This is a genomic window from Kitasatospora sp. NPDC043949, from assembly GCF_056435365.1.
Window position 1 is genome coordinate 33,413 of sequence record NZ_JBWKEQ010000050.1, and the last position, 21,452, is coordinate 54,864.

At 73.8% G+C, this 21,452-nt stretch carries 22 protein-coding genes; 16 read left to right on the forward strand and 6 right to left on the reverse strand.

Annotated elements, in window-relative coordinates; translation table 11 throughout:
• Positions 1-698: 698 nt before the first annotated feature.
• The 5 genes from AC07AL_RS30995 to AC07AL_RS31015 all read left to right on the forward strand — a co-directional run bounded on the left by AC07AL_RS30995 (position 699) and on the right by AC07AL_RS31015 (position 4,473).
• Positions 699-1,553, forward strand: coding sequence for a class I SAM-dependent methyltransferase (locus tag AC07AL_RS30995; RefSeq protein WP_400844918.1), 855 nt, complete (start codon positions 699-701; stop codon positions 1,551-1,553).
• An 875-nt stretch (positions 1,554-2,428) separates the two neighbouring features.
• On the forward strand, positions 2,429-3,037 hold the full coding sequence (locus AC07AL_RS31000; RefSeq protein WP_478319014.1) for a PadR family transcriptional regulator: 609 nt from the start codon (positions 2,429-2,431) through the stop codon (positions 3,035-3,037).
• On the forward strand, positions 3,034-3,924 hold the full coding sequence (locus tag AC07AL_RS31005) for an NAD(P)H-binding protein (RefSeq protein ID WP_478319015.1): 891 nt from the start codon (positions 3,034-3,036) through the stop codon (positions 3,922-3,924). Before AC07AL_RS31000 ends, AC07AL_RS31005 begins: the two co-directional genes overlap by 4 nt.
• A complete protein-coding gene (locus tag AC07AL_RS31010) occupies positions 3,917-4,312 on the forward strand; it encodes a cupin domain-containing protein (protein ID WP_478319017.1) in 396 nt (131 codons plus the stop codon). The genes AC07AL_RS31005 and AC07AL_RS31010 overlap by 8 nt, the downstream gene beginning before the upstream one ends.
• Positions 4,309-4,473, forward strand: coding sequence for a hypothetical protein (locus tag AC07AL_RS31015; RefSeq protein ID WP_478319018.1), 165 nt, complete (start codon positions 4,309-4,311; stop codon positions 4,471-4,473). The genes AC07AL_RS31010 and AC07AL_RS31015 overlap by 4 nt, the downstream gene beginning before the upstream one ends.
• Positions 4,474-4,496: 23 nt before the next feature.
• Here the strand turns inward: AC07AL_RS31015 and AC07AL_RS31020 are convergent, their stop codons facing one another.
• A complete protein-coding gene (locus AC07AL_RS31020; protein WP_363589057.1) occupies positions 4,497-5,384 on the reverse strand; it encodes a fructosamine kinase family protein in 888 nt (295 codons plus the stop codon).
• 119 nt (positions 5,385-5,503) lie between these two features.
• Here AC07AL_RS31020 and AC07AL_RS31025 point away from each other — a divergent pair, with 119 nt between their 5' ends.
• Positions 5,504-6,067: a YbaK/EbsC family protein gene (locus AC07AL_RS31025; protein ID WP_363589055.1), complete on the forward strand. Its 564-nt coding sequence runs from the start codon at positions 5,504-5,506 to the stop codon at positions 6,065-6,067.
• A 124-nt stretch (positions 6,068-6,191) separates the two neighbouring features.
• Positions 6,192-6,956: an SDR family NAD(P)-dependent oxidoreductase gene (locus AC07AL_RS31030; RefSeq protein WP_363589053.1), complete on the forward strand. Its 765-nt coding sequence runs from the start codon at positions 6,192-6,194 to the stop codon at positions 6,954-6,956.
• Between the two features lie 285 nt (positions 6,957-7,241).
• On the opposite strand, the gene AC07AL_RS31035 is transcribed toward AC07AL_RS31030, so the two are convergent.
• Positions 7,242-8,906, reverse strand: a complete 1,665-nt coding sequence (locus tag AC07AL_RS31035; protein ID WP_478319026.1) for an FAD-dependent monooxygenase — start codon at positions 8,904-8,906, stop codon at positions 7,242-7,244.
• Positions 8,899-9,486 (reverse strand): PadR family transcriptional regulator, encoded by a 588-nt coding sequence (locus AC07AL_RS31040; RefSeq protein ID WP_363589049.1) that lies wholly within the window; start codon positions 9,484-9,486, stop codon positions 8,899-8,901. The genes AC07AL_RS31035 and AC07AL_RS31040 overlap by 8 nt, the downstream gene beginning before the upstream one ends.
• Positions 9,487-9,682: 196 nt before the next feature.
• Between AC07AL_RS31040 and AC07AL_RS31045 the strand changes: the two genes are divergently transcribed.
• The 7 genes from AC07AL_RS31045 to tpx all read left to right on the forward strand — a co-directional run bounded on the left by AC07AL_RS31045 (position 9,683) and on the right by tpx (position 15,747).
• Entirely contained in the window at positions 9,683-10,219 is a 537-nt protein-coding gene (locus tag AC07AL_RS31045) for a hypothetical protein (protein ID WP_478319028.1), read from the forward strand.
• A 172-nt stretch (positions 10,220-10,391) separates the two neighbouring features.
• Positions 10,392-11,126 carry a class I SAM-dependent methyltransferase gene (locus tag AC07AL_RS31050; RefSeq protein ID WP_400986751.1) on the forward strand — a complete coding sequence of 245 codons (735 nt, stop codon included), beginning with the start codon at positions 10,392-10,394 and terminating at the stop codon, positions 11,124-11,126.
• Between the two features lie 349 nt (positions 11,127-11,475).
• Positions 11,476-11,865 (forward strand): type VII secretion target, encoded by a 390-nt coding sequence (locus tag AC07AL_RS31055; RefSeq protein ID WP_363589045.1) that lies wholly within the window; start codon positions 11,476-11,478, stop codon positions 11,863-11,865.
• Positions 11,865-13,631 carry an alpha/beta hydrolase gene (locus tag AC07AL_RS31060; RefSeq protein WP_478319030.1) on the forward strand — a complete coding sequence of 589 codons (1,767 nt, stop codon included), beginning with the start codon at positions 11,865-11,867 and terminating at the stop codon, positions 13,629-13,631. The genes AC07AL_RS31055 and AC07AL_RS31060 overlap by 1 nt, the downstream gene beginning before the upstream one ends.
• A complete protein-coding gene (locus AC07AL_RS31065) occupies positions 13,628-14,293 on the forward strand; it encodes a hypothetical protein (RefSeq protein ID WP_478319032.1) in 666 nt (221 codons plus the stop codon). The genes AC07AL_RS31060 and AC07AL_RS31065 overlap by 4 nt, the downstream gene beginning before the upstream one ends.
• 159 nt (positions 14,294-14,452) lie before the next feature.
• Positions 14,453-14,935 carry a hypothetical protein gene (locus tag AC07AL_RS31070; protein ID WP_363589039.1) on the forward strand — a complete coding sequence of 161 codons (483 nt, stop codon included), beginning with the start codon at positions 14,453-14,455 and terminating at the stop codon, positions 14,933-14,935.
• A gap of 311 nt (positions 14,936-15,246) precedes the next feature.
• Positions 15,247-15,747 (forward strand): thiol peroxidase, encoded by a 501-nt coding sequence (gene tpx, locus AC07AL_RS31075; protein ID WP_063350790.1) that lies wholly within the window; start codon positions 15,247-15,249, stop codon positions 15,745-15,747.
• Between the two features lie 243 nt (positions 15,748-15,990).
• Here the strand turns inward: tpx and AC07AL_RS31080 are convergent, their stop codons facing one another.
• From AC07AL_RS31080 to AC07AL_RS31090, 3 genes are read right to left on the reverse strand one after another with little or no spacing between them, the layout of a single operon-like run.
• A complete protein-coding gene (locus AC07AL_RS31080; protein ID WP_363589037.1) occupies positions 15,991-16,746 on the reverse strand; it encodes an SDR family NAD(P)-dependent oxidoreductase in 756 nt (251 codons plus the stop codon).
• Entirely contained in the window at positions 16,743-17,726 is a 984-nt protein-coding gene (locus tag AC07AL_RS31085; RefSeq protein ID WP_363589035.1) for a 3-oxoacyl-ACP synthase III family protein, read from the reverse strand. Before AC07AL_RS31085 ends, AC07AL_RS31080 begins: the two co-directional genes overlap by 4 nt.
• Before the next feature lie 17 nt (positions 17,727-17,743).
• A complete protein-coding gene (locus AC07AL_RS31090) occupies positions 17,744-18,004 on the reverse strand; it encodes a hypothetical protein (RefSeq protein ID WP_063350787.1) in 261 nt (86 codons plus the stop codon).
• Positions 18,005-18,873: 869 nt separating this feature from the next.
• On the opposite strand from AC07AL_RS31090, the gene AC07AL_RS31095 reads away from it, so the two are divergent.
• Together AC07AL_RS31095 and AC07AL_RS31100 are read left to right on the forward strand one after the other, a co-directional pair.
• On the forward strand, positions 18,874-19,761 hold the full coding sequence (locus tag AC07AL_RS31095) for a class I SAM-dependent methyltransferase (RefSeq protein ID WP_363589033.1): 888 nt from the start codon (positions 18,874-18,876) through the stop codon (positions 19,759-19,761).
• Positions 19,762-19,778: 17 nt separating this feature from the next.
• Positions 19,779-21,338: a flavin-containing monooxygenase gene (locus AC07AL_RS31100; protein ID WP_363632279.1), complete on the forward strand. Its 1,560-nt coding sequence runs from the start codon at positions 19,779-19,781 to the stop codon at positions 21,336-21,338.
• The last annotated feature ends 114 nt before the right edge of the window (positions 21,339-21,452 follow it).

Below are 21,452 nucleotides of genomic sequence, written 5' to 3' on the forward strand. Positions count from 1 at the left end.
AAAAAAGGCCGGGGAGGGGGGGGGGACCGACAACATCGGGTGTCCCCGAGGGGGCCCCCCCCCCCCCCCCCCCCCCCCGCGTCGGTCCGCCCTCGCCGCCTTCGCCGCCCTGCGGTCCTTGGGGACTCGGGGCGGCGGCCGGCCGCAGCCGGCAGCCCTCCCGCCTCCTGCGGGTGCGGGGCGCGGGGCACCGCTGCCCCGCCGTGCTCGCCGATGGCGGCGGTCAGGCTCCGGCGACAGTCCTCCGTCTGCGCCCCGGGCTTGACACCGGGCAGGAGACTGCACGGCTGCGGCCCGCCGGCCTCGACACTCAGCTGCCAGCGGGGCGCCCCCCGCACCCACCACACCGCCTCGACCAGCAGAATCACCAGGCCGAACAGAACGGCGAGCACGAGAAGGACCGGAAAGCCGTCGGAACAGGCCGCGCCGCCGCCCGGCGGAAGGCCGTGAACAGGTCCGTACAGCCGCAGTGTCTGCAGCAGGTTCCGCTGGTACCACCGCGGCAGCTCGAAGTGGCTCCGCTGAGGAGCAAGTTGACCTGGCTCCAGTTGTCCCGTCCCGGATGATCTGGTCGTCATCACGGCTGGATGGTCGGCCATGTCTGGTAGTTCTTGGGGATCAACGAGCGGCGCCGATCCGGATCTGCGCAACAGCGGTCTCGGCACGTACCGCTCCCGAAGAGCACGACGAAGGATTCTGTGAACAAGACCGACCTGATCGCGACGGCACCCTCGATCGCGGCCGCCATGGCCGCCGCCGACGTGAGCCCCGACATCCAGCTGACCCAGACCCGCTACCGGGCCGCACTCGTCTCCAGCTGGGGCATCCCGGCCGGAGCGTCGGTCCTGGAGGTCGGCTGCGGACAGGGTGACATGACGGCCGTCCTCGCCGAGGCCGTCGGCCCGCAGGGCCGGGTGGTCGCGGTCGACATCGCGGATCCGTCGTACGGCGCCCCGGTCACCCTGGGGCAGTCGGCGGAGCGCCTCAAGGCGACGCCTCTGGGCTCTCGCATCGACTTCCGCTTCGGCCTGGACGTCCTCGACGAGGCGGTCACCTTCCCCGACAGCGGATTCGACTACGCCGTCCTGGCACACTGCTCCTGGTACTTCGCCTCCCTGGACCAGCTGCGGGAGACCCTCGCCCGGGTCCGCCGCTGGGCACGGAACCTTTGCTTCGCCGAGTGGGACCTCGCACCCTGCTCGGCTGACCAACTGCCCCACCTGTTGGCCGTCCTGATCCAGGGGCAGATCATGGCGAGCGGGTCGCGGGGCGAAGGCAATGTGCGCACTCCGTTCTCCCACGCAAGCCTGCTCCGGGTCCTCGCGGCGACAGGCTGGGATCCCGTCCCGGGGCAGCCCGTGGACACAACCGCCCTACAGGACGGCGACTGGGAGGTGGACGCCTGCACGGCACTGCTCGACACCGTCGACCGGATGGCCGAGCTGCCGCAGCCGGTACTGGACCTGGTGCTGAGCCAGGCGGATGTGCTCCGGTCCCTGGCGAAGGACCACGGCAACACGCCGCTGCCGGCCTACTCGCTGACCGCCCGCTGAGCGGACCGGGACGCCGGTCCGGGGCCGCGACCGCCCGACGGGCGCGAACCGAGATCGGGCCCGGACCAGGCCGCGGGTCCGGTCGACATGCCCGCGCCCGAGTGAATGCGGTACGCCGTCCGCCCGGCACGTCGGGGTGAGTCCGACGATCACGGTCCTGTCGGAGACCGCTCTGCGGTCGCGGTCACGCCGGGAGGCCGGCGTCGGGATCGCCGCGGGTTGGACCTGACCGCGCCACGCAAGCAGAAGCACACCATCGAACAGGCCTTCCAGCGGCTGGCGAGCCAGTCCGACTTCCGCGACGCGTCCGACAACACGGTGCGCGACTACATCGACAAGCGCCGCCCGGAGACCGCGGACGAGGAACACGAGGGCCACCGGCACGTCGACGGGATGGTCCCGCGGATCCACCTGCCCGGCGAGGAAGCCGAGGTGGGGCCTTCGGCCACCGGCAGCAGTCATATCCGCCAGCCCGGAAACCCAGTGCCGGCCCGGCGATTGCCCGCTCCCGTCCAGCCACCGCGGCACTGGGCGACCAGCAGCCCGATTCGAGTCGGGTCGGCTGACACCACGCACCTGTCGGGGAACGCGGCCCGTCGGCCGAGACCACGGCGGCCACGACCTCCCCCGCGCAGGTGTCGGAGACGCCAGGGACGCCCAACTCCGTTGCAACGGCGCCCCCTTGCGGGGAGCAGCGGGGCCGCGGGAACGCTTCGCCCCGGGTCGCACCCGCCCCCGGCAGCGGACGCGGCGGCACGGGAAGTCGGACCGGCCGACTTCCCGCGCCGCCCCCACGTCCGGGCCCGCAGAACCATCACGGCCCCGCACCCGTAGTCGCGTTTGACTATGGGTCGTAGTCGTGTTCGACTAGTGATGTGAGCACTTCGCGACTCTTCGCACTCAGCGCGCTGGCCCGGGGCGGGCCGATGCACGGCTACCAGATCCGCCAGGCGGCCCAGCTCGACCGCACCGAGCTGTGGACCGACGTCAAGCCCGGATCGCTCTACAGCGTCCTGCACCGGATGGCCGACGACGGCCTGGTCGAGGTGGTGCGCAGCGAGAAGGTCGGCAACCCGCCCGAGCGGACCGTCTACGCGATCACCGACCGGGGCCGCCGGGAGCTCGCCGCCCTGCGCGACGCGGCGCTGGGCAGGGTGCGCCTGCTGCCCGACCCGGTCGACCTGGCCCTGCAGTACACCGCGGACCTCACCGACGAGGACCTGGCCGGGGCCGTGGCCGCGCGCCGGCGGGCCGTGGCCGACCAGGTGGCCCTGTTCGAGGAGCAGTTCGAGGCCGCCAGGCCGGACCTGACCGGCCTCGAACCGTGGATCTTCGAGCACTGCCTCGCCCGTCTGAAGGCCGACCTGGCCTGGCACGACGACCTGCTCGACACCCTGACGACGAACACCCCGCCGAAGAACACCCCGCCGAAGAACACCCCGGCAAAAAACACCCCGCCGAGGAACACCCGGAGGACCCCGTGATACTCGTGACCGGCGCGACCGGCACCGTCGGCCGCGCCCTCGTCGGCCACCTGACCGCCCTGGGCGCCCCCGTGCGCGCCGCCACCCGCCGCCCCGACCGGGCCCGCCTGCCGGGCGGCGTGGACGTCGTCGGCGCGGACCTCGGCGAGCCGGACAGCCTGGCCGCCGCCCTGCGGGGCGTGCGCAAGGTGTTCCTGCTCTCCGACGGCCCCGACATCCCGCGCCACGACGCCAACCTCGCCGCCGCGGCCGCCCGCGCCGGCGCCGAGGCCGTCGTCAAGCTGTCCTCCGGCCGGGCCGCCGACCCGGACGCGGACGACCCCGTCGCCCGCTGGCACCGCGCCGGCGAACAGGCCGTCCAGGACAGCGGCCTGGCATGGACGTTCCTGCGCCCGATGGGCTTCATGTCCAACACCCTCGCCTGGGCCGGGACGATCCGCGCGGCCCGCACCGTGCGGGCCCCGTTCGCCGCCGGCCGGGTCTCCGTCATCGACCCCGCCGACATCGCCGCCGTCGCGGCCCGCGCCCTGACCGAGCCCGGACACGACGGCCGGGCCCACCTGCTGACCGGCCCCCAGGCCCTCACCCCCGGCGAGATGACCACGATCCTGGCCGACGTCCTGGGCACCCCGCTGGCCTTCACCGAGATCCCGCCCCACGCCGCCCGCCGAACACTCCTGGACCACGGCCTGCGCCCGGAGACCGCGGACGCGGTCATGGCGCTGCGCGCCGCCTCCCTGGAACCGTTCGCCGCGACCATCACGCCCGCGGTCCAGCAGCTCACCGGCCGCGCGGCGACGCCCTTCCGGGCCTGGGCCGAACGCCACCGCGAACAGTTCACCGAGGAACCCGGCGCGGAACCCGGCGCGGAGCCCGGCCGTGGCTGACACCCACCGCAAGCAGCCCGGCACGGAACCCGGCGGCGAGCCCCGCGCGGAGCCCGGCCGTGGCGGCGTCCACCGCGAACCCGTCGCCCTGGCCCCCGGACACGGCGGGCGCCGCCACGTGCCGGGCAGCCCGTACGTCGTCAAACTCGCGGGCGCCCAGAGCGGCGGATCGATCGCCGTCCTGGAGTCCACCTTCGAACCCGGCCAGGGCGCGCCCCTGCACCTGCACCGCGGCCACGACGAGACGTTCTACGTCGTCAGCGGCGCGTTCCGCCTGCGGTGCGACGAGCACACCACCGAGGCGGGCCCCGGCGCCTTCCTGCACGTCCCGCGCACCCACCCGCACTCCTTCACCGCGATCGGCGACACCCCGCCACGATCCTGGTGACGCTGACCCCGGCCGGCTTCGAGGAGTTCTTCATCGAGGCCGCCGCCCTCGCCGCCGACGGCCGCCCGAACCGCCGGATGATGCAGACCCTCCTGGCCCGCTACGACCAGGAACTGGTCCCCGACACACCGCAGGACCACCACAGGCCGGACGGCCGCTGAGGCCACCGTCCGAGCGGCCCGCGTCAGCGGTAGGTGCGCAGCACGTCGAGCAGGTCGCCGGTGTGGCCGTCGCGCGCGCCGAAGTGGGCGGCGCAGCTGAGCTGTTCGCGCAGGTGGAGCAGCCGCATGCGGTCCTGCCAGCCGTCGGTGAGGGGGTGGTGTTCGCGGTAGGCGTCGAAGAAGCGGGCGGGGACGCCGCCGGTGCAGAACATCATGCTCAGGTCCGTCTCCGCCCACGTCCAGCACACCGCCGGGTCGATGAACGCCGGTGTCGCGTCCGGGCGGGCGAGGATGTTGCCGTGCCACAGGTCGCCGTGGGTGAGGACGGGTGGTGCGTCGGGGAGGAGTTGGGGCAGCCGGTCGCAGATCCGTTCCAGGTCGGCGCGTCCCCGGGGCCCGAGCACCTGGCGTGCCAGGGGTTCGTCGAGGTAGCGCAGCAGGCGGTGGCGGGCGAAGAACTCGTGTCCGTCCTCGGTCCAGGGGTTGCGCTGTGCCAGGCGGCCGAGCCAGCCGTCCTCGGCCCAGCCGAAGCGCTGTCCGGTGGTGGCGTGCAGGCCGGCCAGCGCGTGTGCGGCGCGTTCCCAGAAGCCGGTGTCGTACGCGGGCGGCTGTTCGAGGGCTTCCAGGACCAGGCCGTCCGGGTGAAGGGCCAGCACCCGCGGGGTCGCCAGCGCGCCGTGGGTGCGCAGGGCTTGCAGGCCCTGGGCCTCCTTCGCGTACGCGTCGGGGGCCAGTGCCGGGGTGGACTTCACCACCACGCGTCCGCCGCCGGCCAGGGTGACCAGCCAGACGGTGTTCGCGGCGCCGCCGGCCAGGCGCACCGCGTGCGCCGGCGGGCCGGGGAGCAGGTGCGGCGGCGGACCGTCGTGTCCGGCGGCCGCCTCATCGGTGTTCTGCGCAGGATCTTCCATGGCGGGCCCCTTTCCCGCGCCCGGCGCCACCGACTCCGGCCGGCACCGGATTTCGCCGCCCCGGGGGCAGCGGCAGGACCCGCGCCAGGCCTGCCGGGGTGCGCGGTACAGTCCGCTTCATGAACGAGAACGTGCGCGCCCCGTTCGGGAACTTCACCCTCGTCCGCGCGGCGATCGAGGTCTGCGGCGACCTCGCCGCCCCCGTCGCCGACGCGTTGAAGAACGCGGACGCGCAACGGTGGGCCGGATCCGTGCTGTACGTGGACACCGACCCCGACAAGGCGGACACCGCGGTGTTCTGCCAGGCCTACGACGTGCCGCTGGAGCTCTCCGCGAACTGCGTGGTGGTCGCCGCCAAACGCGGCGGCGACGTCACCCTGGCCGCCTGCCTGGTGCGCGCCGACACCCGCCTGGACGTCAACACCGCCGTGCGCAGGCACCTGGGCGCGCGCAAGGCCTCCTTCGCGCCGGTGGACGTCGCCGTCGCCGCCACCGGCATGGAGTACGGCGGCATCACCGCCGTCGGCCTGCCGGACGGCTGGCCGCTGCTGGTCGACGAGGCGGTGGCCGCCGCCGATCACGTGCTCATCGGCAGCGGGCGGCGGCGGGGCAAGCTGATCCTGCCCGGCTGGGCGGTGGCCCGGCTGCCCGGCGCCGAGGTCCTCCCGGGCCTGGCCGCCTGAGCCCGGCGGGGCCGTGGCCGGGCACCATACCCCGCAGTACCTGAGTGGACGTCAAACCCGGCTGAGGCTGACCTTGGGGGGTCGGACGGCGGGATCTCGGCGGAACACGGTCGAAAGGGTGGACATGGGAAACCTCAGCGGGAAGGTCGCGCTGGTCACCGGTGCCAGCCGGGGCATCGGGCGGGGCATCGCCGAACGCCTGGCCCGGGACGGCGCCCTGGTCGCCGTGCACTACGGCAGCAACGAGGCGGCGGCGAAGGAGTGCGTCGCGGCGATCGCCGGGGCCGGTGGCCGGGCGTTCACCGTGGGCGCCGAACTGGGCGTTCCCGGCGACGTGGACACCCTCGTGGGCGGGCTGGAGGCCGGGCTGCGCGCGCACGGGGAAGCGGCGCTCGACATCCTGGTCCACAACGCCGGGCTCAATCTCATGGGGCGCCCGATCGAGGTCCTCACTCCCGAGGAGTTCGACGAGATGGTCGCGGTCAACGTCAAGGCGCCGTTCTTCCTCACCCAGCGGCTGCTGCCACGGCTGCACGACGGCGGCCGGATCATCAACATCTCCTCCGTCTCCACCCGTATCGCCTCCGCCCACGGCATCGGCTACCCGCTCACCAAGGGCGCCCTGGAGGTGTTCGGCCACACCCTGGCCAAGTACCTCGGACCCCGCAACATCACCGTCAACTCCGTCGTCGTCGGGTTCACCCGCACCGACATGACCGCCGACGTGCTGGCCGACCCGGCGAACCTGGAACGCAACCTCGCCCTGACCGCCCTCGGCCGGATCGGCGAGATCCCGGACATCGCCGACGCGGTCGCCTTCCTCGCCTCCGACGACGCCCGCTGGATCACCGGCACCAAGATCGACGTCACCGGCGGCGTCAACCTGTAGCGGCCGCAGCGGGGGCCGCACCGCGCGCAGGCTGTACCGCGCGCAGGCCGTACCCGGGCCCGGGCAACCCGCCGCCCCGGGCGGCCGCGGGAGCTGCCCCGCCCGGCGGGCGGGACGGCGGGCAGGACGGCGGGCGGGCGGGACGGGCCTCGCGGTACAGCGGACCCCTGTGCCGCGGACGCCGCCAACGCCTCGCGCACCACCGCCGGTTCGCCCGGCGGCACACCGGCGGCACACGGCCGGAGCGCCGGAGCACCCGGACCCCGCGCGGAACCCGGCGCCGCGTTACGGGAGGTCGGGCGCCCCCGGCCCCGGTGCCGCCGCTGGCCCGAACCACAGGTGCAGGGCCGCGCGCAGCTGTTCGGCGGCGGCCTGGGGCGGTGCGGTGGGCGGTGCGGTCCAGGCGGCGTGGCCGTCCGGGCGCACCAGGACCGCGGACGTGTCGGGCAGGGCGCCGGGCCGCACCGTCGCCGCGCTCACCCGGTCCGCCCAGGGGCCGGCCGCCGTGCGCAGCGCCTCGGCCGCGGCGGTGTCCTCCAGGAGCAGGGCGCCGGCGCCGGTGCGGGCCAGCAGTGGTATCAGGGCGCCGTGTTGGAGGGTGTCGTCGTGGAGGGTGCCGTGTTGGAGGGGGATGTCCGGGACCATCGCGCCCTCCCAGGGGTGGCCGCTGCCGTGGGGGGCCGGGTAGCGGGTGGCGATGCCGGTGATCTCCTCGGCCAGGGGGCCGGCCGTCTCCTTGGCCTGTGCGAGTTCGGCGAGCAGGTCGCGCACCGGCGCGAGTTCCTCGTCGTCGCCGGCGAGCAGTGCCTGGGCGCGGGTGTTGCGCAGCAGTCTGGCGCCGGCCGCGTGCCGTTCGGTGTGGTAGGTGTCCAGGAGGGTTTCGGGGGCTTGTCCGCGGGCGACGAGGGCGAGTTTCCAGCCGAGGTTCATCGCGTCGTCGATGGCGGCGTTGACGCCGATGGCGCCGGCGGGCGGGTGGATGTGGGCGGCGTCTCCCGCCAGCAGGACCCGGCCCTGGCGCAGCCGTTCGGCCAGGCGGGCGGCGTCGCCGAAGCGGGTCAGCCAGTGGGCGCGGGCGATCGGGACACGGTGTCCCAGGGCGTGGTCCAGTGCCTGCTGGAAGCGGGGCAGGGTGAGGGGTTCGTGCCGGTCCCGGGGCGGGTGGGGGTCGGCGGTGATCAGGCGGACGTAGCCGGGCCTGGGGATGGCGAACACGGTGCCGCCCGGGCCGGTGCTCACGCCGAAGGGGATCGCCTGCGGGTCGGTCAGGACCACGTCCGCGAGCAGGGTGAAGCGGCGGGCGGGGGTGCCGGGGAAGGCGATGGCGGCGAGTTTGCGTACGGTGCTGCGGCCGCCGTCGCAGCCGGCCAGCCAGCCGGCGCGCAGCAGTGCGGGGCCGTCGGGGGTGTCGGTGTGGGCGTGGACGCCGTCGTCGTCGAGGTCGAGGGCGTTCAGGCGGTGGCCGCGCAGGATGCGTACGCCCAGGTGGTGGGCGTGTTCGGTGAGGATCTCCTCCACCCTGGTCTGGGCGATGCCCAGGACGTAGGGGTGGCGGGTGCGCATGGCGGCGAGGTCGAGGCGGGCCTGTGCGGTGAACGCGGTGGTCGCCGCGGTGGGGCCTTCGGCGAGGAGGCGTTCGGCCAGGCCGCGGCGTTCCAGCAGTTCCAGGCTGCGGGCGTTGAGGTTGAAGCCGCGGCAGTAGCCGGGCGGGGCGGGGTCACGTTCCAGGAGCACGGTGCGCACGCGGGCCAGGGCCAGTTCGCAGGCCAGCATCAGGCCGGCGGGGCCGGCGCCGACGACCAGGACGTCCGCGTCGCCGGCCCCGGCGGGCCCGGCGGCCCCGGGTGCGCCGGCCCCGGGCGCGGCGGCGGGTAAGCGCTGTCCGGTACCGGCCGGCGCGGACATGGGCGTGGCGGCGGGGATGGGTGCGGGTGCGGGGGTGTCAGGCATCGGGGGCGGCCTCCGGCCAGGCCAGGGTGCCCTGTTCGATCTCCTCGGCGGTGCGCAGGACCCATTGGCGTTCGGCGTGCAGCATGGCGTGGGCGTACTCGGCCTCGATGACGAACAGTCGGGGGGCGTGGTGTTCGTGGGTGGCGCTGTGGTGGGCGTGTTCGCTCTCGGTGATGCGGGTGTGCAGGGCGGCGGCCCGTTCGCGCAGTGCCTGGGCGGCGCGGTGTGGTCCCAGGGCGCCGAGGTAGCTGACGGCGGACAGGAATTTCGGGTATTCGCGGGAGGGTTCGCGGATGAGTTCGTCCAGCCACTGGGTGAAGTACTGGCGGCCCTGGGGGGTGTGGCGGTAGACGGTGCGGGTGGGGCGCGCGCCGACCTGTTCGGTGTCGGTGGCCTCGATCCAGCCGTCGCGGGCCAGGGCGCGCACCGTGTCGTAGAGCGAACCGGTGGTCAGTTTGAAGGCCTGGTCGAGGTGGCGCTCGCGCAGGGTGGTGGCCATGGCGTGGGGGTGCAGGGGCTGTTCGAGGAGCAGGCCGAGCAGGGCCAGGGCCAGGGGGTTGGCGGGTCGTTTGGCGGTCATGGCACTCCGTGGTCGCACGCGGGGCCCCGGGGCCGGGGCCCCGGGCGTGATACTCGGATCGTACTACTCGGATCCGAGTATGTGGAGGGGGTGGCCCGGGTCGCCCGCCGCCGGGCCGTGCCGCACCGGCCGCGCGGCGCGGGGGAGTTCGGGCCCGGCCGCGGCCGGGGCGCCGCCGGGTGCGATCATGGCGGGCATGGCTTTCGACGACGCACGGCCCCGGGCCGGCCTGGTCCATGAGCGCTGGCGTGCCCGCGAGGCGCCCCACGGGGACTTCATCGTGTTCGGCGACGGGTCGCTGTCGGTGATGCGGCTCATGCGGCTCTCCCCCGCCGACCGGCTCCACGACCCGCGGGCCCAGCAGTGGAGTTGGGGGGAACTGCTGCGGGCCGGCACGTGGACCCCCACCGACTGGACGGACGTCGACACGGTGTTCGCCACCAGCACCCACGCCGGCCACCGCGCCCTCGCGGGCGAGGCGTCCGAGCACGGCAGCATCGGCTGGGTCGCGCTGACCCGCGACGACGAGGAGAACACCCTGGAGTGGCTCGCGATCTCCTGCTCCTCCAACCCGTTCGCCGACGTCACCCTCGACGACACCACGGTGACCGCCACCAGCACCCTGGGACGGATCTGGACCTTCCCCCGCGACGCCCCCCAGCAGGTACGGATCACCGAGGACCCCGACTACCCCTGGCACTCCCCGGCCGGGCCGGCGGGCCCCGCCTCCTGAGGCACCCGGGCCCAACCGGCCCTGCGCCCGGTCCGGTTCGGCCCAGCCGGTCCAGCCCGGCCGGCCGACACCACCGGGCGGCGGGTCCGGGCGGCGGGTCCGGGCGGCGGATCCGGGCGGGACGGCGGATGACAGCGGCCTCGCGGCGCCCTTCGCCGCTACCGTCGCCCGCATGGCCGACGAGAACTTCACCCACCCCCGGCTCGCCGCGCTCTACGACGCGCTGCAGGCCGGCCGCGACGACCTGGACGTCTACCTCGCCCTCGCCGCGGGCCTCGGCGCGCGCACGGTGCTGGACCTCGGGTGCGGGACCGGGGTGTTCGCGCTGCTGCCGGCCGCACGCGGGGCCGAGGTCGTCGCCGTGGACCCGGCCCGGGCGTGCCTGGAGGTGGCCCGGGCCAAACCCGGCGCCGGGCGCGTGCGCTGGATCCACGGCGACGCCAGGACCCTGCCCCCGCTGCGGGCCGACCTGGTGACCATGACCGCGAACACCGCCCAGGAGATCACCGACCCGCGCCTGTGGCACGCCACCCTCGCCCGGGCCTTCGCGGCGCTGCGCCCGGGCGGGCACCTGGTGTTCGAGACCCGCGACCCGGCCCGGCGGGCCTGGGAGGACTGGCACCGCGACGCCACCCGCACCGTCACCGACGTCCCCGGCACCGGCCCGGTCGAGACCTGGATCGACCTGGTCGCCGTCGACGGCCCACTGGTGACCTTCCGCTGGACCTACGGGTTCACCGCCGACGGGCAGCGGCTCACCTCCACCTCCACCCTGCGCTTTCGCCAACGCGGCGAGGTGGAAGCGGACTTGGCCGCCCACGGCTTCATCCTGCGCGAGGTCCGCGACGCCCCCGACCGGCCGGGCCGCGAACTCGTCTTCATCGCCGCCCGGCCACCGCAGCCGTAGACCCGCGCCACCGCCCGGCCGCCCGGCCGCCCGGTCGCCCCACCGTCCGCCCGTCCCTGCCCCGGATCCGCCGTGCGCGCCCGGGTGACGGGGCGCCACCCCCGGGACACGGGCACCGAAAGCCTCCCCCGGGCCGTCACCGGGCAGGCTCCGGACCGTCACCGGGCAGGCGCCGGGCCGCGGCCGGGTCGCGGCCGGGTCGGCGCCGGTGGGCTGATCTGCTATTTTCGCCATGCTTCGACGCGAACCGTACAAGCGTGCGGTTTCGCATGCCCGCACGGGACCCCGGCCGCGAGCCCGGCCCCGAGGCGGGCACGGCAGTAGGTCGACCAGCGGGGGGACGGGATCCATGAACGCGTACGCGGGCTCCGACGGGCCTGGCCTGTACGGGCCCTACGGGCCGCCGGCGGGCGGGCCCCTGTTCGGGGTGAACCCGGCGGACCTGGACGCGGCGGCGAAGGTCGCCAAGGACACCGGTGAGGCGATGCCGGGCGAGCTCAAGCACATCCACGAGCCCTCCGACACGGCGGTCGCGGCGCTGTCGGGCTGGCGCACCGGGGCGTCGCTGCACGCCTGCACGGCGGCGTGGGAGGAGTGCCTGAACAAGCTGGCCTCGGAGGTGGACGGGGTGAGCCTGAAACTGGGCCAGACCGCCGGCAACTACCGCGGCACCGACACGGGCAACGCCGGCGCCCTCAAGCCGCCCGGCGCCGGACCCTACGCGCCGGCGGTGAACTGATGGTCACCCTCGCCCAGCTGCGCGACGCGGACCTGTCCTCCCTGGCCGGCGCCGCCGGCGCCTACGACACCCTGGCCGGCGCGTTCGGCAAGCACGTCCAGGCGATGAACACCGAGGTCACCAAGCACGTCTTCAACAGCCAGTGGGTCGGCACCGCGGCCGGCGCCGCCAACGCCTCCCTGCAGCGCACCAGCGGGCGCCTGGACGCCGCGCACACCGAGATGTCCGCGGTCTCGGGACTGCTGCGCGAGGCCTCGGAGAGCTTCCAGCTGGCGCAGTCCAAGCTGAAGGAGGCCCTCCAGGAGGCGCAGGGCGCGGGGCTGACGGTCGCCGAGGACGGCACGGTCAGCTGGCCGGCGCCCTCGCAGGCCGAACGCCACGACCCCGGCTACGACACGCCGCAGCGGGCCAGGGCCCTGGCGGATCGCATCTCCCACGCCGTCACCGAGGCCGACGGCGCCGACCAGAAGATCGCCAAGCTGCTGGACGACCTGACCGTGCGGGCCCGCACCGGCACCGGACTGGACCTGACGCAGGCCGGCGCCGACCGCAAGGCCGTCGACGAGCTGGGCACCGGCCTGATGGCCGCCGGCTGGCCGCCCGCCGGCGCCGCCCCCACCGAGGTCAACTCCTGGTGGAAGGGCCTGACCCCGGACGAGCAGCAGCGCCTGCTCCAGGCCCACCCCGACCTGCTGGGCATGCGCGACGGCATCCCCGCCACCGCCCGCGACCAGGCCAACCGCCTCAACCTGGCACACCTGATCGACACCTACGAGCACAAGCCGAACCCGTCGGACGACGACAAGCAGAAACTGGACGGCTTCCGCGCGATCCGGGACAAGCTGAACGTGCAGAACGGCAAGCAGCCGCCCGCGTTCCTGCTGGGCGTCGGCGAACAGGGCCAGGGCCGCGGCATCCTGTCCTTCGGCGACCCCGACACCGCGAAGAACGTCAGCGCCTACGTGCCGGGACTGGGCACCACACTGTCCGCCGTCGGCGGCAAGGACGCCGACCGGGCCCTGAACGTGTGGACCGCCGCGCACAACGCCGACCCCACCAGCGCGACCGCCTCCATGGTCTGGCTCGGCTACGACCCGCCACCCGGACTGGAGAAACTCGCCGACGGCGACACCCGGCCCCTGGACGTGATGGACACCGACCGCGCCGCCAAGGGCGGCGCCGCCTACGACACGTTCATGGCCGGACTGCGCGCCACCCACGAGGGCACCCCCGCGCACCTGGTCGCCCTCGCCCACAGCTACGGCTCCACCACCGTGGGCCTGGGCGCACAGCGCCCCGGCGGCACCGGCGCCGACGACATCATCCTGGTCGGCTCCCCCGGCACCGGCGCCGCCAACGCCTCCCAGCTGCACATCGACCCCCACCACGTGTGGGTCGGCGACGCCGAGAACGACCCGGTCAGCCACCTGCCCTCCAAGGGCCGCGTCTCCAACGACCTCGGCGGCGTCCTGGGCGGCGCCTCCGCCGGCCCGCTCGGCATGCTCGGCGGCGGCTACATCGCCGACAAGGTGTACGACTGGTTCGGCCCCGACAACCAGCTCTGGTTCGGCCAGGACCCCGCCGGCGAGGAGTTCGGCGCCAACCGGTTCAAAGTCGCCGACGGAGCGGAGAACTCCTTCCAGTCCCACTCCGACTACATGACCGACCCCGGCGAGAAGGACTCCAAGACCCTGGAATCGGTCAACAACATCGGCCAGATCGTGGCCGGCCGGTACGACAACGTGAAAACCCAGGGCCAGCGATGAACCAGACCCCCCACCAGACCCCCCGGCCCGCCCCCCGGCCCGCCCCCCGGCCGGCGCCCCTGGCCGCGGCCTGCGCCGCCCTCGCCCTCGCCCTGACCGCCGGCGGCTGCGCCGCCACCGGCGGCGGGGGCGGGGGCGGGGGCGGGGGCGGGGGCGGGGACACCAGCGCGACACCCGGCCCGCTCATGCAGCCCGCACAGGCCCTGCACCGGCTCGACGACCTGCTCCAGGAGGCGACCTCCGGCATCCAGCCCGCACTGCGCTACCGGGACGCCTGGCCCGACTGGCGCGAGCAGTACGCCAAGGGCCTGGACGAGCACTCCCTGGGCTACGCCCGGGCCTCACGACGGCGCAACATCACGACCAAGGTCGCCCCCGCCAAGTACGGCGCCCTGCTCGACGCGGTACGCGGCACCTGGCAGACCAAGGGCTACCGCCTCACCACCGGACCCGACAGCGTGGCCGCCACCACCCCCGACGGCGCAAGCCTCGGCATCACCATCCACCCCTACGCCGGCAACATCGACATCAGCGCGGCGGTGGGACCCATCCCGCTCCCCCACGGCGCCGACCCCTTCGGCACCCCCACCCCCGAACCGACCCTGCCCGGCGGCAGCCCCGACATCCTCCCCGCCTACGACGACCCCTACTGGTCCACCTGACCCGCCCCCGCCCGCCACACCCTCCCCGGACCCGCCGTCCCCTCGCCAGGACCCGCCCCTCCCCAGGGCCCGCCCCCGCCCCCTCGCCAGGACCCGTCCCCTCGCCAGGACCCGCCCCGCCCCCGCCGCGTGACCCCGCACCAGCCGAAGGCCCCCGCCATGACCCCCGAACAGGCCGTCCACACCCTCGACGCGCTCCTCGACGAGGCGATGTCCGCCATCCGCCCCCCGCTGCGCCACCGGGACGGCTGGCCGCGCTCCACCGAGCAGACCACCGGCGGCCTCCAGGACCGCTCCCTGGGCTACGCCACCGCCACCCGCGAACGGCACGTCACCACCCGGGTCGCCCCCGCCAAGTACGGGGCGCTGCTGGGCGTCACCGAACGCGGCTGGCAGGACCGCGGCTACCGGATCACCGCCGTCAACCCCCGCCAGCCCGCCATGTTCGCCACCACACCCGCCGGATACGGCGTCGCCGTGCTGTTCGGCGCCGCCGGGAACATCACCTTCCAGGCCACCGTCGGCCCCATCCCCGTCATCCGCGACCGCGACCCCTTCGGCACCTACGTGCCCGAACCGACCCTGCCCGACGGCACCCTGGACGTCCTGCCCCGCCACGACGACCCGTTCTGGTCCGCCTGAACGCCAGACCCGTTGGCGGGCACACCCGCAGACCCGCCGGCGAGCGGCACCGGCAGGCTCACCGCCAGCCCCGCCGGCAGACGCACCGGTGAGCGCACCGGCAGACCCACCGGCAGACGCACCGGTGAGCGCACCGGCAGACCCACCGGCAGACGTGCCGGCAGACGTGCCGGCAGACGTGCCGGCAGGCACGGTGGCGGCACCCCACGCCCTCCCGCGTCCGAGGGATGGCCGCCCGGCGTCCGGGACCGGGCGCGCGCAGTAGGATCGGCGGCGTTGTCACCACATTCCACGCTGGTAGGAGGCTTTTCATGGCTCAGGTCACGCTGAAGGGGAACCCGGTCCAGGTCGGCGGCGCGCTGCCCCAGGCCGGCAGCCAGGCCCCGGCGTTCACGCTGGTCGGCGAGGGACTCGCCGACACCTCGCTGCAGGACTTCGCCGGCAAGCGCAAGGTCCTCAACATCTTCCCCAGCATCGACACCCCCACCTGCGCCACCTCGGTGCGCACCTTCAACGCCAAGGCCGGCTCGCTGGCCAACACCGTGGTGCTGTGCATCTCCGCCGACCTGCCGTTCGCGCAGGCCCGCTTCTGCGGCGCCGAGGGCCTGGACAGCGTCCGGACCCTGTCCACCCTGCGCGGACGCGACTTCCACGAGAACTACGGCGTGGCCCTGGCCGACGGCCCGCTGGCGGGGCTGACCGCCCGCGCCGTCGTCGTCCTGGACGAGAACGACACCGTCCTGCACACCGAACTGGTCGCGGAGATCGCCGACGAGCCGAACTACGAGGCCGCGCTCGCCGTCCTCGCCTAGAACCGATGCCGGTGACTTTGCGGTCTTCCACGGCCCTCTGGCCGAAGCACTGCCGCAGGTCAGCGGCTCACGATCGTTGCTAAGTCACCGGCATCGCGCCTAGAACCCCCGCGGCACACCCGCCCCCGGCCCCGGGCCGGCCCGCGCACACCGCCCGCGCACACCGCCCGGCCCGCCCCCCAGGTCTTCACCAAGGGGGGCGGGCCGGGAAGGGGGCCGGGCGGGCCGGGAACCGGGGGCGGGTCAGGTGATGGAGGCTCCCGAGTCGATGCTGATGACCTGTCCGGTCATGCAGTCCTGGTCGAGGAAGAGCCCGATGGAACGGGCGACCTCCTGCGGGGTCACGAACCGCGGCACCGGCACCTTCTCCCGCATCCCCGCGACCACGTGCTCGGGCAGGGTGTCCGTCATCCCCGTGATCATGAACCCGGGCGACAGCGCGTTCACCGTCACCCCCCGGCGCCCGCACTCCGCCGCCAGCGTGCGGGTCAGCCCGATCAGCCCCGCCTTGGACGCCGCGTAGGCGGTCTGCCCGGCGGTGGCGATCAGCGCGGACGGGGAGACGATGTTGACCACCCTGCCCCAGCGGGCCCGCAGCATCGCCGGCACGCACACCCGCGCGGTGTGGAAGGAACCGACCAGGTTCGTGTCGATCACCTGCCGCCACTGCGCCGGATCCTGCATGGCCATCAGCGCGTCCCTGCGCACCGCCCCGTTGTTGACGAGCACGTCCACCGGGCCCAGCGCCTCGGTGATCCGCTCGTACATCGCGGTGACCTGCGCGTAGTCCGCGACGTCCCCGGTGACCAGGACATGGTCGCCGGCCAGCTTGCCCGCCACCTCCTCGGCGGCCTGGCGGGCACTGTTGTAGTGCACCGCGACCCGGCACCCGGCCGCGTCCAGCGCCAGCGCCAGCTCCCGGCCCAGCCCCCCCGAAGCGCCGGTCACCAGCGCCACCGGGGACGCGGGCCGCTGCCCGAAAGCACCCTTGCCGCTCACCGCGCCCCTCCCCACGTCAACAGGACCGAACCCCACGTCATCCCGGCACCGAACCCGGCCAGCAGCACCGTGTCCCCGTCCTGGATGCGCCCGGCGTCCAACGCCTCCGCCAGCGCGATCGGGATCGACGCCGAAGCGGTGTTGCCGTACCGGTCCAGATTCGCCACCAGACGGTCCGCGGGAATCCCGGTATGGGCGAGCACCGAGTTGATGATCCGGATGTTCGCCTGGTGCGGCACCACATGGTCCACGTCCGCCGGCGTCAGCTTCGCCTGCTCCAGCGTCTCGCGGATCGTACGCACCGTGTAGCGCACCGCGTTCAGGTAGATCTCGTTGCCGTTGATCTGCGCGTAGTGCAGACCGCGACGCACCGTCTCCTCGGTCGTGGGCATCCGCGAACCCCCCGCCAGGACCTTCAGACTGTCCTTGCACGAGCCGTCCGCACCCAGGTTCCACGCCAGGACCCGCTCCACCGGGCCGGGCTGCAGGACCACCGCACCGGCCCCGTCACCCACCAGGATCGACAGGTCCCGGTCCGCCGGGTTCGCGGTCAGCGTGTGGGTGTCCGAACCGATCACCAGGATCGGCCGCGGATCCATGCGCAGCAGACCCACCGCCGTCACCAGCGCGTACACGAACCCCGCGCACTCGGAGTTCACGTCGTGCGCGCTGCCCGCGATGCCCAGCTCGTCGTGGACGAACGCCGACGTCGCCGGCGAGGGCTGCTCCGGCGTCGCCGTCGCCACGATCAGGTGCGCGATGTCCGCACCCGACAGCCCCGCCCGCTCCAGCGCCCGGCGCCCGGCCTGAACCGCCATCGACGCGGTGCTCTGCCCCGCCCCGACCGCCCGCCGCTCCCGGATCCCGCACCTGGAGACGATCCAGTGCTCGTCCACACCGAAACGCTCCGCCAGCTCCACGCTGGTCACCACGCGCTCGGGGACCGAGATCCCCCACCCGGTGATGTCGAAGCCGCTCATCGAGCAGTGCCCCGCGCTCAGACGCCGGCCTGGCCCACGAGCGCCAGGATCCGCTCGTGCACCACCCGCAGCGTCGTCGTGTCGTCGATGTCCGCGAACAGCGACTCGTCCGCCGGAATGTGCGGGTACTGGTTCTGGAACCCGTACAGCCACTCCATCAGATCCAGCGAGTCCACGTCCGCGATGTGCTGCAGCGCCGCGTCCGCGTCGATCTCCTGCGCTCCGGAGACCGCCTGCAACTGCGCGGCCAGGTCCTCGATGGTGGGGATGTCGGACATGAGTGATCGTTCCTTCCTGGACGCCCCGGAACGGGCGCCAACACGTGATGAGGCAGAACAGACCCGGAGAACACACCCCCGGGGGGTGACGGACACCGCCACCGCACCCCCCGCCGCCCACAGGCCACGGGACGCACCGCGACGGAACCCGAAAACCCCTCCGGGGAAACCCGGGAAGGCCGTGGGGGCCGCGTGTCTTGTCGAAACCGCATGAAACCCACCCCCACGCAAACGCCCCGCAACCCCGGCCCCCCACCCACGCTTGCGCACCGCTTGCGAGACACGCGCTTACCTGACCCGAGACACCGCACCCACACGCACGACACCCACCACCCCCCACCGCGCCGCACCGGGAGGGAACGACCCGCACCACCCCCCACCGCGACGCACCACGGCCCGGACACCGCACCGCGACGCGACCCACCGCACCGCCGGCGACCGTGCCGGGACCCACCGCACCAGGAACGCACGCACCGGGGACGCACCACACCGCACCGCGACGCACCGCGGCGTGGACACCGCACCGCCGGCGACCATGCCGGGACCCACCGCACCAGGGCCCTACCGCGCCGGGGACGCACGCACCGGGGACGCACGCACCGGGGACGCACCACACCGGGCACGCACCGCGTCAGGGCGGCCCGGCCACCACACGGACGCCCGCCAACCGCCCTCACCGGCACCAACGCCCGCACCGCACGGGACCGACCACCGCCACCGACACGGCCGTCCACCCGGGCAACGGCGCCCCCGGCCCCACCGCCCGGCCGAGCCCGGCCGGGCACCACCCGGCACCACCCGGCCCGGCCGAACACGGCCGAGCCCAGTCCAGTCCACCCGATCCGCCATCAGAACAGGGGCACACCCGCATGACCACCGCCGAGACCCGCTCCATCAACCCCGACGTCGACGCGATCCGCCACCACTACGAGGTCGGCAACGACCTCTACCGGCTCATCCTCGGCCCCACCATGATGTACTCCGGCGGCTACTGGGAGGACGGCGAGGACCTCGTCGCCACCCTCGACGAGGCCCAGGAACGCAAGCTCGACGTCTTCACCGACCTCGCCCAGGCCGCCGGCAAGGCCAAGGTCCTGGACATCGGCTGCGGCTGGGGCACCATGCTCAACCGCCTCACCACCGTCCACGGCGTCCAGCAGGCCGTCGGCGTCACCCTCTCCCGCACCCAGGCCGACTTCGTCGCCGCCCTCGACAACCCCGCCATCCACGCCCGCGTCGAGAGCTGGGAGGACCACAAGGCCGAAGGCGAGCCCTACGACGCCGCGTTCTGCATCAACGCCCTCGAACACTTCGTACTCTCCTCCCTCACCCCCAAGGAGCGCACCCAGCGCTACCGCGTCTTCTTCAAGCAGGTCCACTCCCTCCTCAAGCCCGGCGCCCGCTTCGTCCTGCACACCATGACCGTCGAGAACCCCCCGCTGCGCCGCCAGCTCCTGGACGACCTCAAGTTCCTCCAGCGCGAGGAGTTCGAGGGCTGCCACATCCCGCGCCTGCCCGAACTCGCCGCCGGCCTCGACGGCCTCTTCGAAGTCACCGAGATCCGCAACGAACCCGAGTCCTTCGCCCGCGCCTGCCGCGCCTGGCTCCAGCTCCTGGCCGCCCGCCGCGACGAAGCCGTCGCCATGGCCGACGAGACCACCGTCCAGCGCTTCGAGCGCTACCTCGACATCTTCGCCTACACCCTCGAAGACCACATCTTCAACAACTTCCGCGTCACCCTCACCCGCCGCGCCTGAAAGGGGACACCCCGGCCATGACCACCACCGCCGAACACCCCGCCCCCTCCGGCGCCGACCAACCCGAACCCGCCGGCGCCACCACCCACCCCGACACCACCGCCGTACGCCACCTCAAAGTCGCCATCATCGGCGCCGGCATCTCCGGCCTGGGCACCGCGATCCGCCTCCTGCAGACCGGCACCGACGACTTCCTCGTCTTCGAACGCGCCACCGACCTCGGCGGCACCTGGCGCGACAACACCTACCCCGGCTGCGCCTGCGACGTCCAGGCCCACCTCTACTCCTTCTCCTTCGCCCGCAACCCGGAGTGGAAGTCCACCTTCGCCACCCAGGCCGAAGTCCACGCCTACCTCAAGGACACCGCCCACCGCTTCGGCGTCGAACCCCACCTGCGCTACGGCCACGAACTCCTCGACGCCCACTGGGACACCGACCACCGCCACTGGCGCATCCACACCACCCACGGCCGCTACACCGCGCAGATCCTCATCACCGGCACCGGCTACCTCTCCGAACCCGCCGTCCCCGACCTGCCGGGCCTGGCCACCTTCACCGGCACCCTCTTCCACTCCGCCCGCTGGCGCCACGACCACGACCTCACCGGCCGCAACGTCGCCGTCATCGGCACCGGCGCCTCCGCCATCCAGTTCGTCCCCGCCATCCAGAACCAGGTCGCCCGCCTCGACCTCTACCAGCGCACCCCGCCCTGGGTCGCCCACAAACCCGACAAGCCCAACACCCCGCGCCACACCTGGATGCTGCGCCACCTACCCGGCTACCAGCGCTTCCGCCGCGCCTTCAACAAGAACGGCCGCGAGATCGTCGCGTTCTTCATGTCCCGCCCAGGCCGCACCACCGGCATGAAGAACATGGCCGCCGGCCACCTCAAGAAATCCGTCCCCGACCCCGGCCTGCGCCAGCGCCTCACCCCCGACTACACCGTCGGCTGCAAACGCCTCCTCTTCTCCAACACCTGGTACCCCGCCATCCAGCAACCCAACGTCGACATCGTCTCCGACACCATCACCGACATCGGCCCCACCCACATCACCACCGCCGACGGCACCACCCGCACCATCGACACCATCATCCTCGCCACCGGCTTCACCGCCACCGACCGCCCCGTCGCCCGCCGCATCCACGGCCGCGACGGAGCCACCCTGCGCGACACCTGGCACACCCACGGCATGAAAGCCCACCGCGGCACCACCATCCACGGCTTCCCCAACCTCTTCATGCTCCTGGGCCCCAACACCACCCTGGGCCACTCCTCCCAGACCGTCATGATCGAAGCCCAGATCGCCTACATCATCGACGCCCTCAAAACCATCGACACCCACGGCATCACCTCCGTCGAGGTCCGCCCCGAAGCCCAGAACACCTACAACCAGACCCTCACCGACCGCCTGAAGAACACCGTCTGGAACACCGGCGGCTGCCAGAGCTGGTACACCGACCAACACGGCAACAACCCCTCCATCTGGCCCACCTACACCTACCGCTTCCGCCGCCAGACCCGCCGCTTCGACCTCCTCAACTACCAACGCGCCACCGTCACCCACACCACCCCCTAACCCCCACCCCCCTGCCCGGCACACGGGCACACGGGCACACGGGCACACGGGCACAACCACACAGGCACACCCAACACGGCCGGGCGGCACCCGCCCACCCACGGACCCCGCCGT

Coding starts and splice junctions, on each gene's coding strand:
- AC07AL_RS31035 (WP_478319026.1), bottom strand. CDS start 8,906: ATGCCTGACACCCCCGCACCCGCACCCATCCCCGCCGCCACGCCCATG.
- AC07AL_RS31040 (WP_363589049.1), bottom strand. CDS start 9,486: ATGACCGCCAAACGACCCGCCAACCCCCTGGCCCTGGCCCTGCTCGGC.
- AC07AL_RS31060 (WP_478319030.1), top strand. CDS start 11,865: ATGGTCACCCTCGCCCAGCTGCGCGACGCGGACCTGTCCTCCCTGGCC.
- AC07AL_RS31045 (WP_478319028.1), top strand. CDS start 9,683: ATGGCTTTCGACGACGCACGGCCCCGGGCCGGCCTGGTCCATGAGCGC.
- AC07AL_RS31055 (WP_363589045.1), top strand. CDS start 11,476: ATGAACGCGTACGCGGGCTCCGACGGGCCTGGCCTGTACGGGCCCTAC.
- AC07AL_RS31020 (WP_363589057.1), bottom strand. CDS start 5,384: ATGGAAGATCCTGCGCAGAACACCGATGAGGCGGCCGCCGGACACGAC.
- tpx (WP_063350790.1), top strand. CDS start 15,247: ATGGCTCAGGTCACGCTGAAGGGGAACCCGGTCCAGGTCGGCGGCGCG.
- AC07AL_RS31100 (WP_363632279.1), top strand. CDS start 19,779: ATGACCACCACCGCCGAACACCCCGCCCCCTCCGGCGCCGACCAACCC.
- AC07AL_RS31025 (WP_363589055.1), top strand. CDS start 5,504: ATGAACGAGAACGTGCGCGCCCCGTTCGGGAACTTCACCCTCGTCCGC.
- AC07AL_RS31090 (WP_063350787.1), bottom strand. CDS start 18,004: ATGTCCGACATCCCCACCATCGAGGACCTGGCCGCGCAGTTGCAGGCG.
- AC07AL_RS31050 (WP_400986751.1), top strand. CDS start 10,392: ATGGCCGACGAGAACTTCACCCACCCCCGGCTCGCCGCGCTCTACGAC.
- AC07AL_RS31065 (WP_478319032.1), top strand. CDS start 13,628: ATGAACCAGACCCCCCACCAGACCCCCCGGCCCGCCCCCCGGCCCGCC.
- AC07AL_RS31095 (WP_363589033.1), top strand. CDS start 18,874: ATGACCACCGCCGAGACCCGCTCCATCAACCCCGACGTCGACGCGATC.
- AC07AL_RS31070 (WP_363589039.1), top strand. CDS start 14,453: ATGACCCCCGAACAGGCCGTCCACACCCTCGACGCGCTCCTCGACGAG.
- AC07AL_RS31085 (WP_363589035.1), bottom strand. CDS start 17,726: ATGAGCGGCTTCGACATCACCGGGTGGGGGATCTCGGTCCCCGAGCGC.
- AC07AL_RS31030 (WP_363589053.1), top strand. CDS start 6,192: ATGGGAAACCTCAGCGGGAAGGTCGCGCTGGTCACCGGTGCCAGCCGG.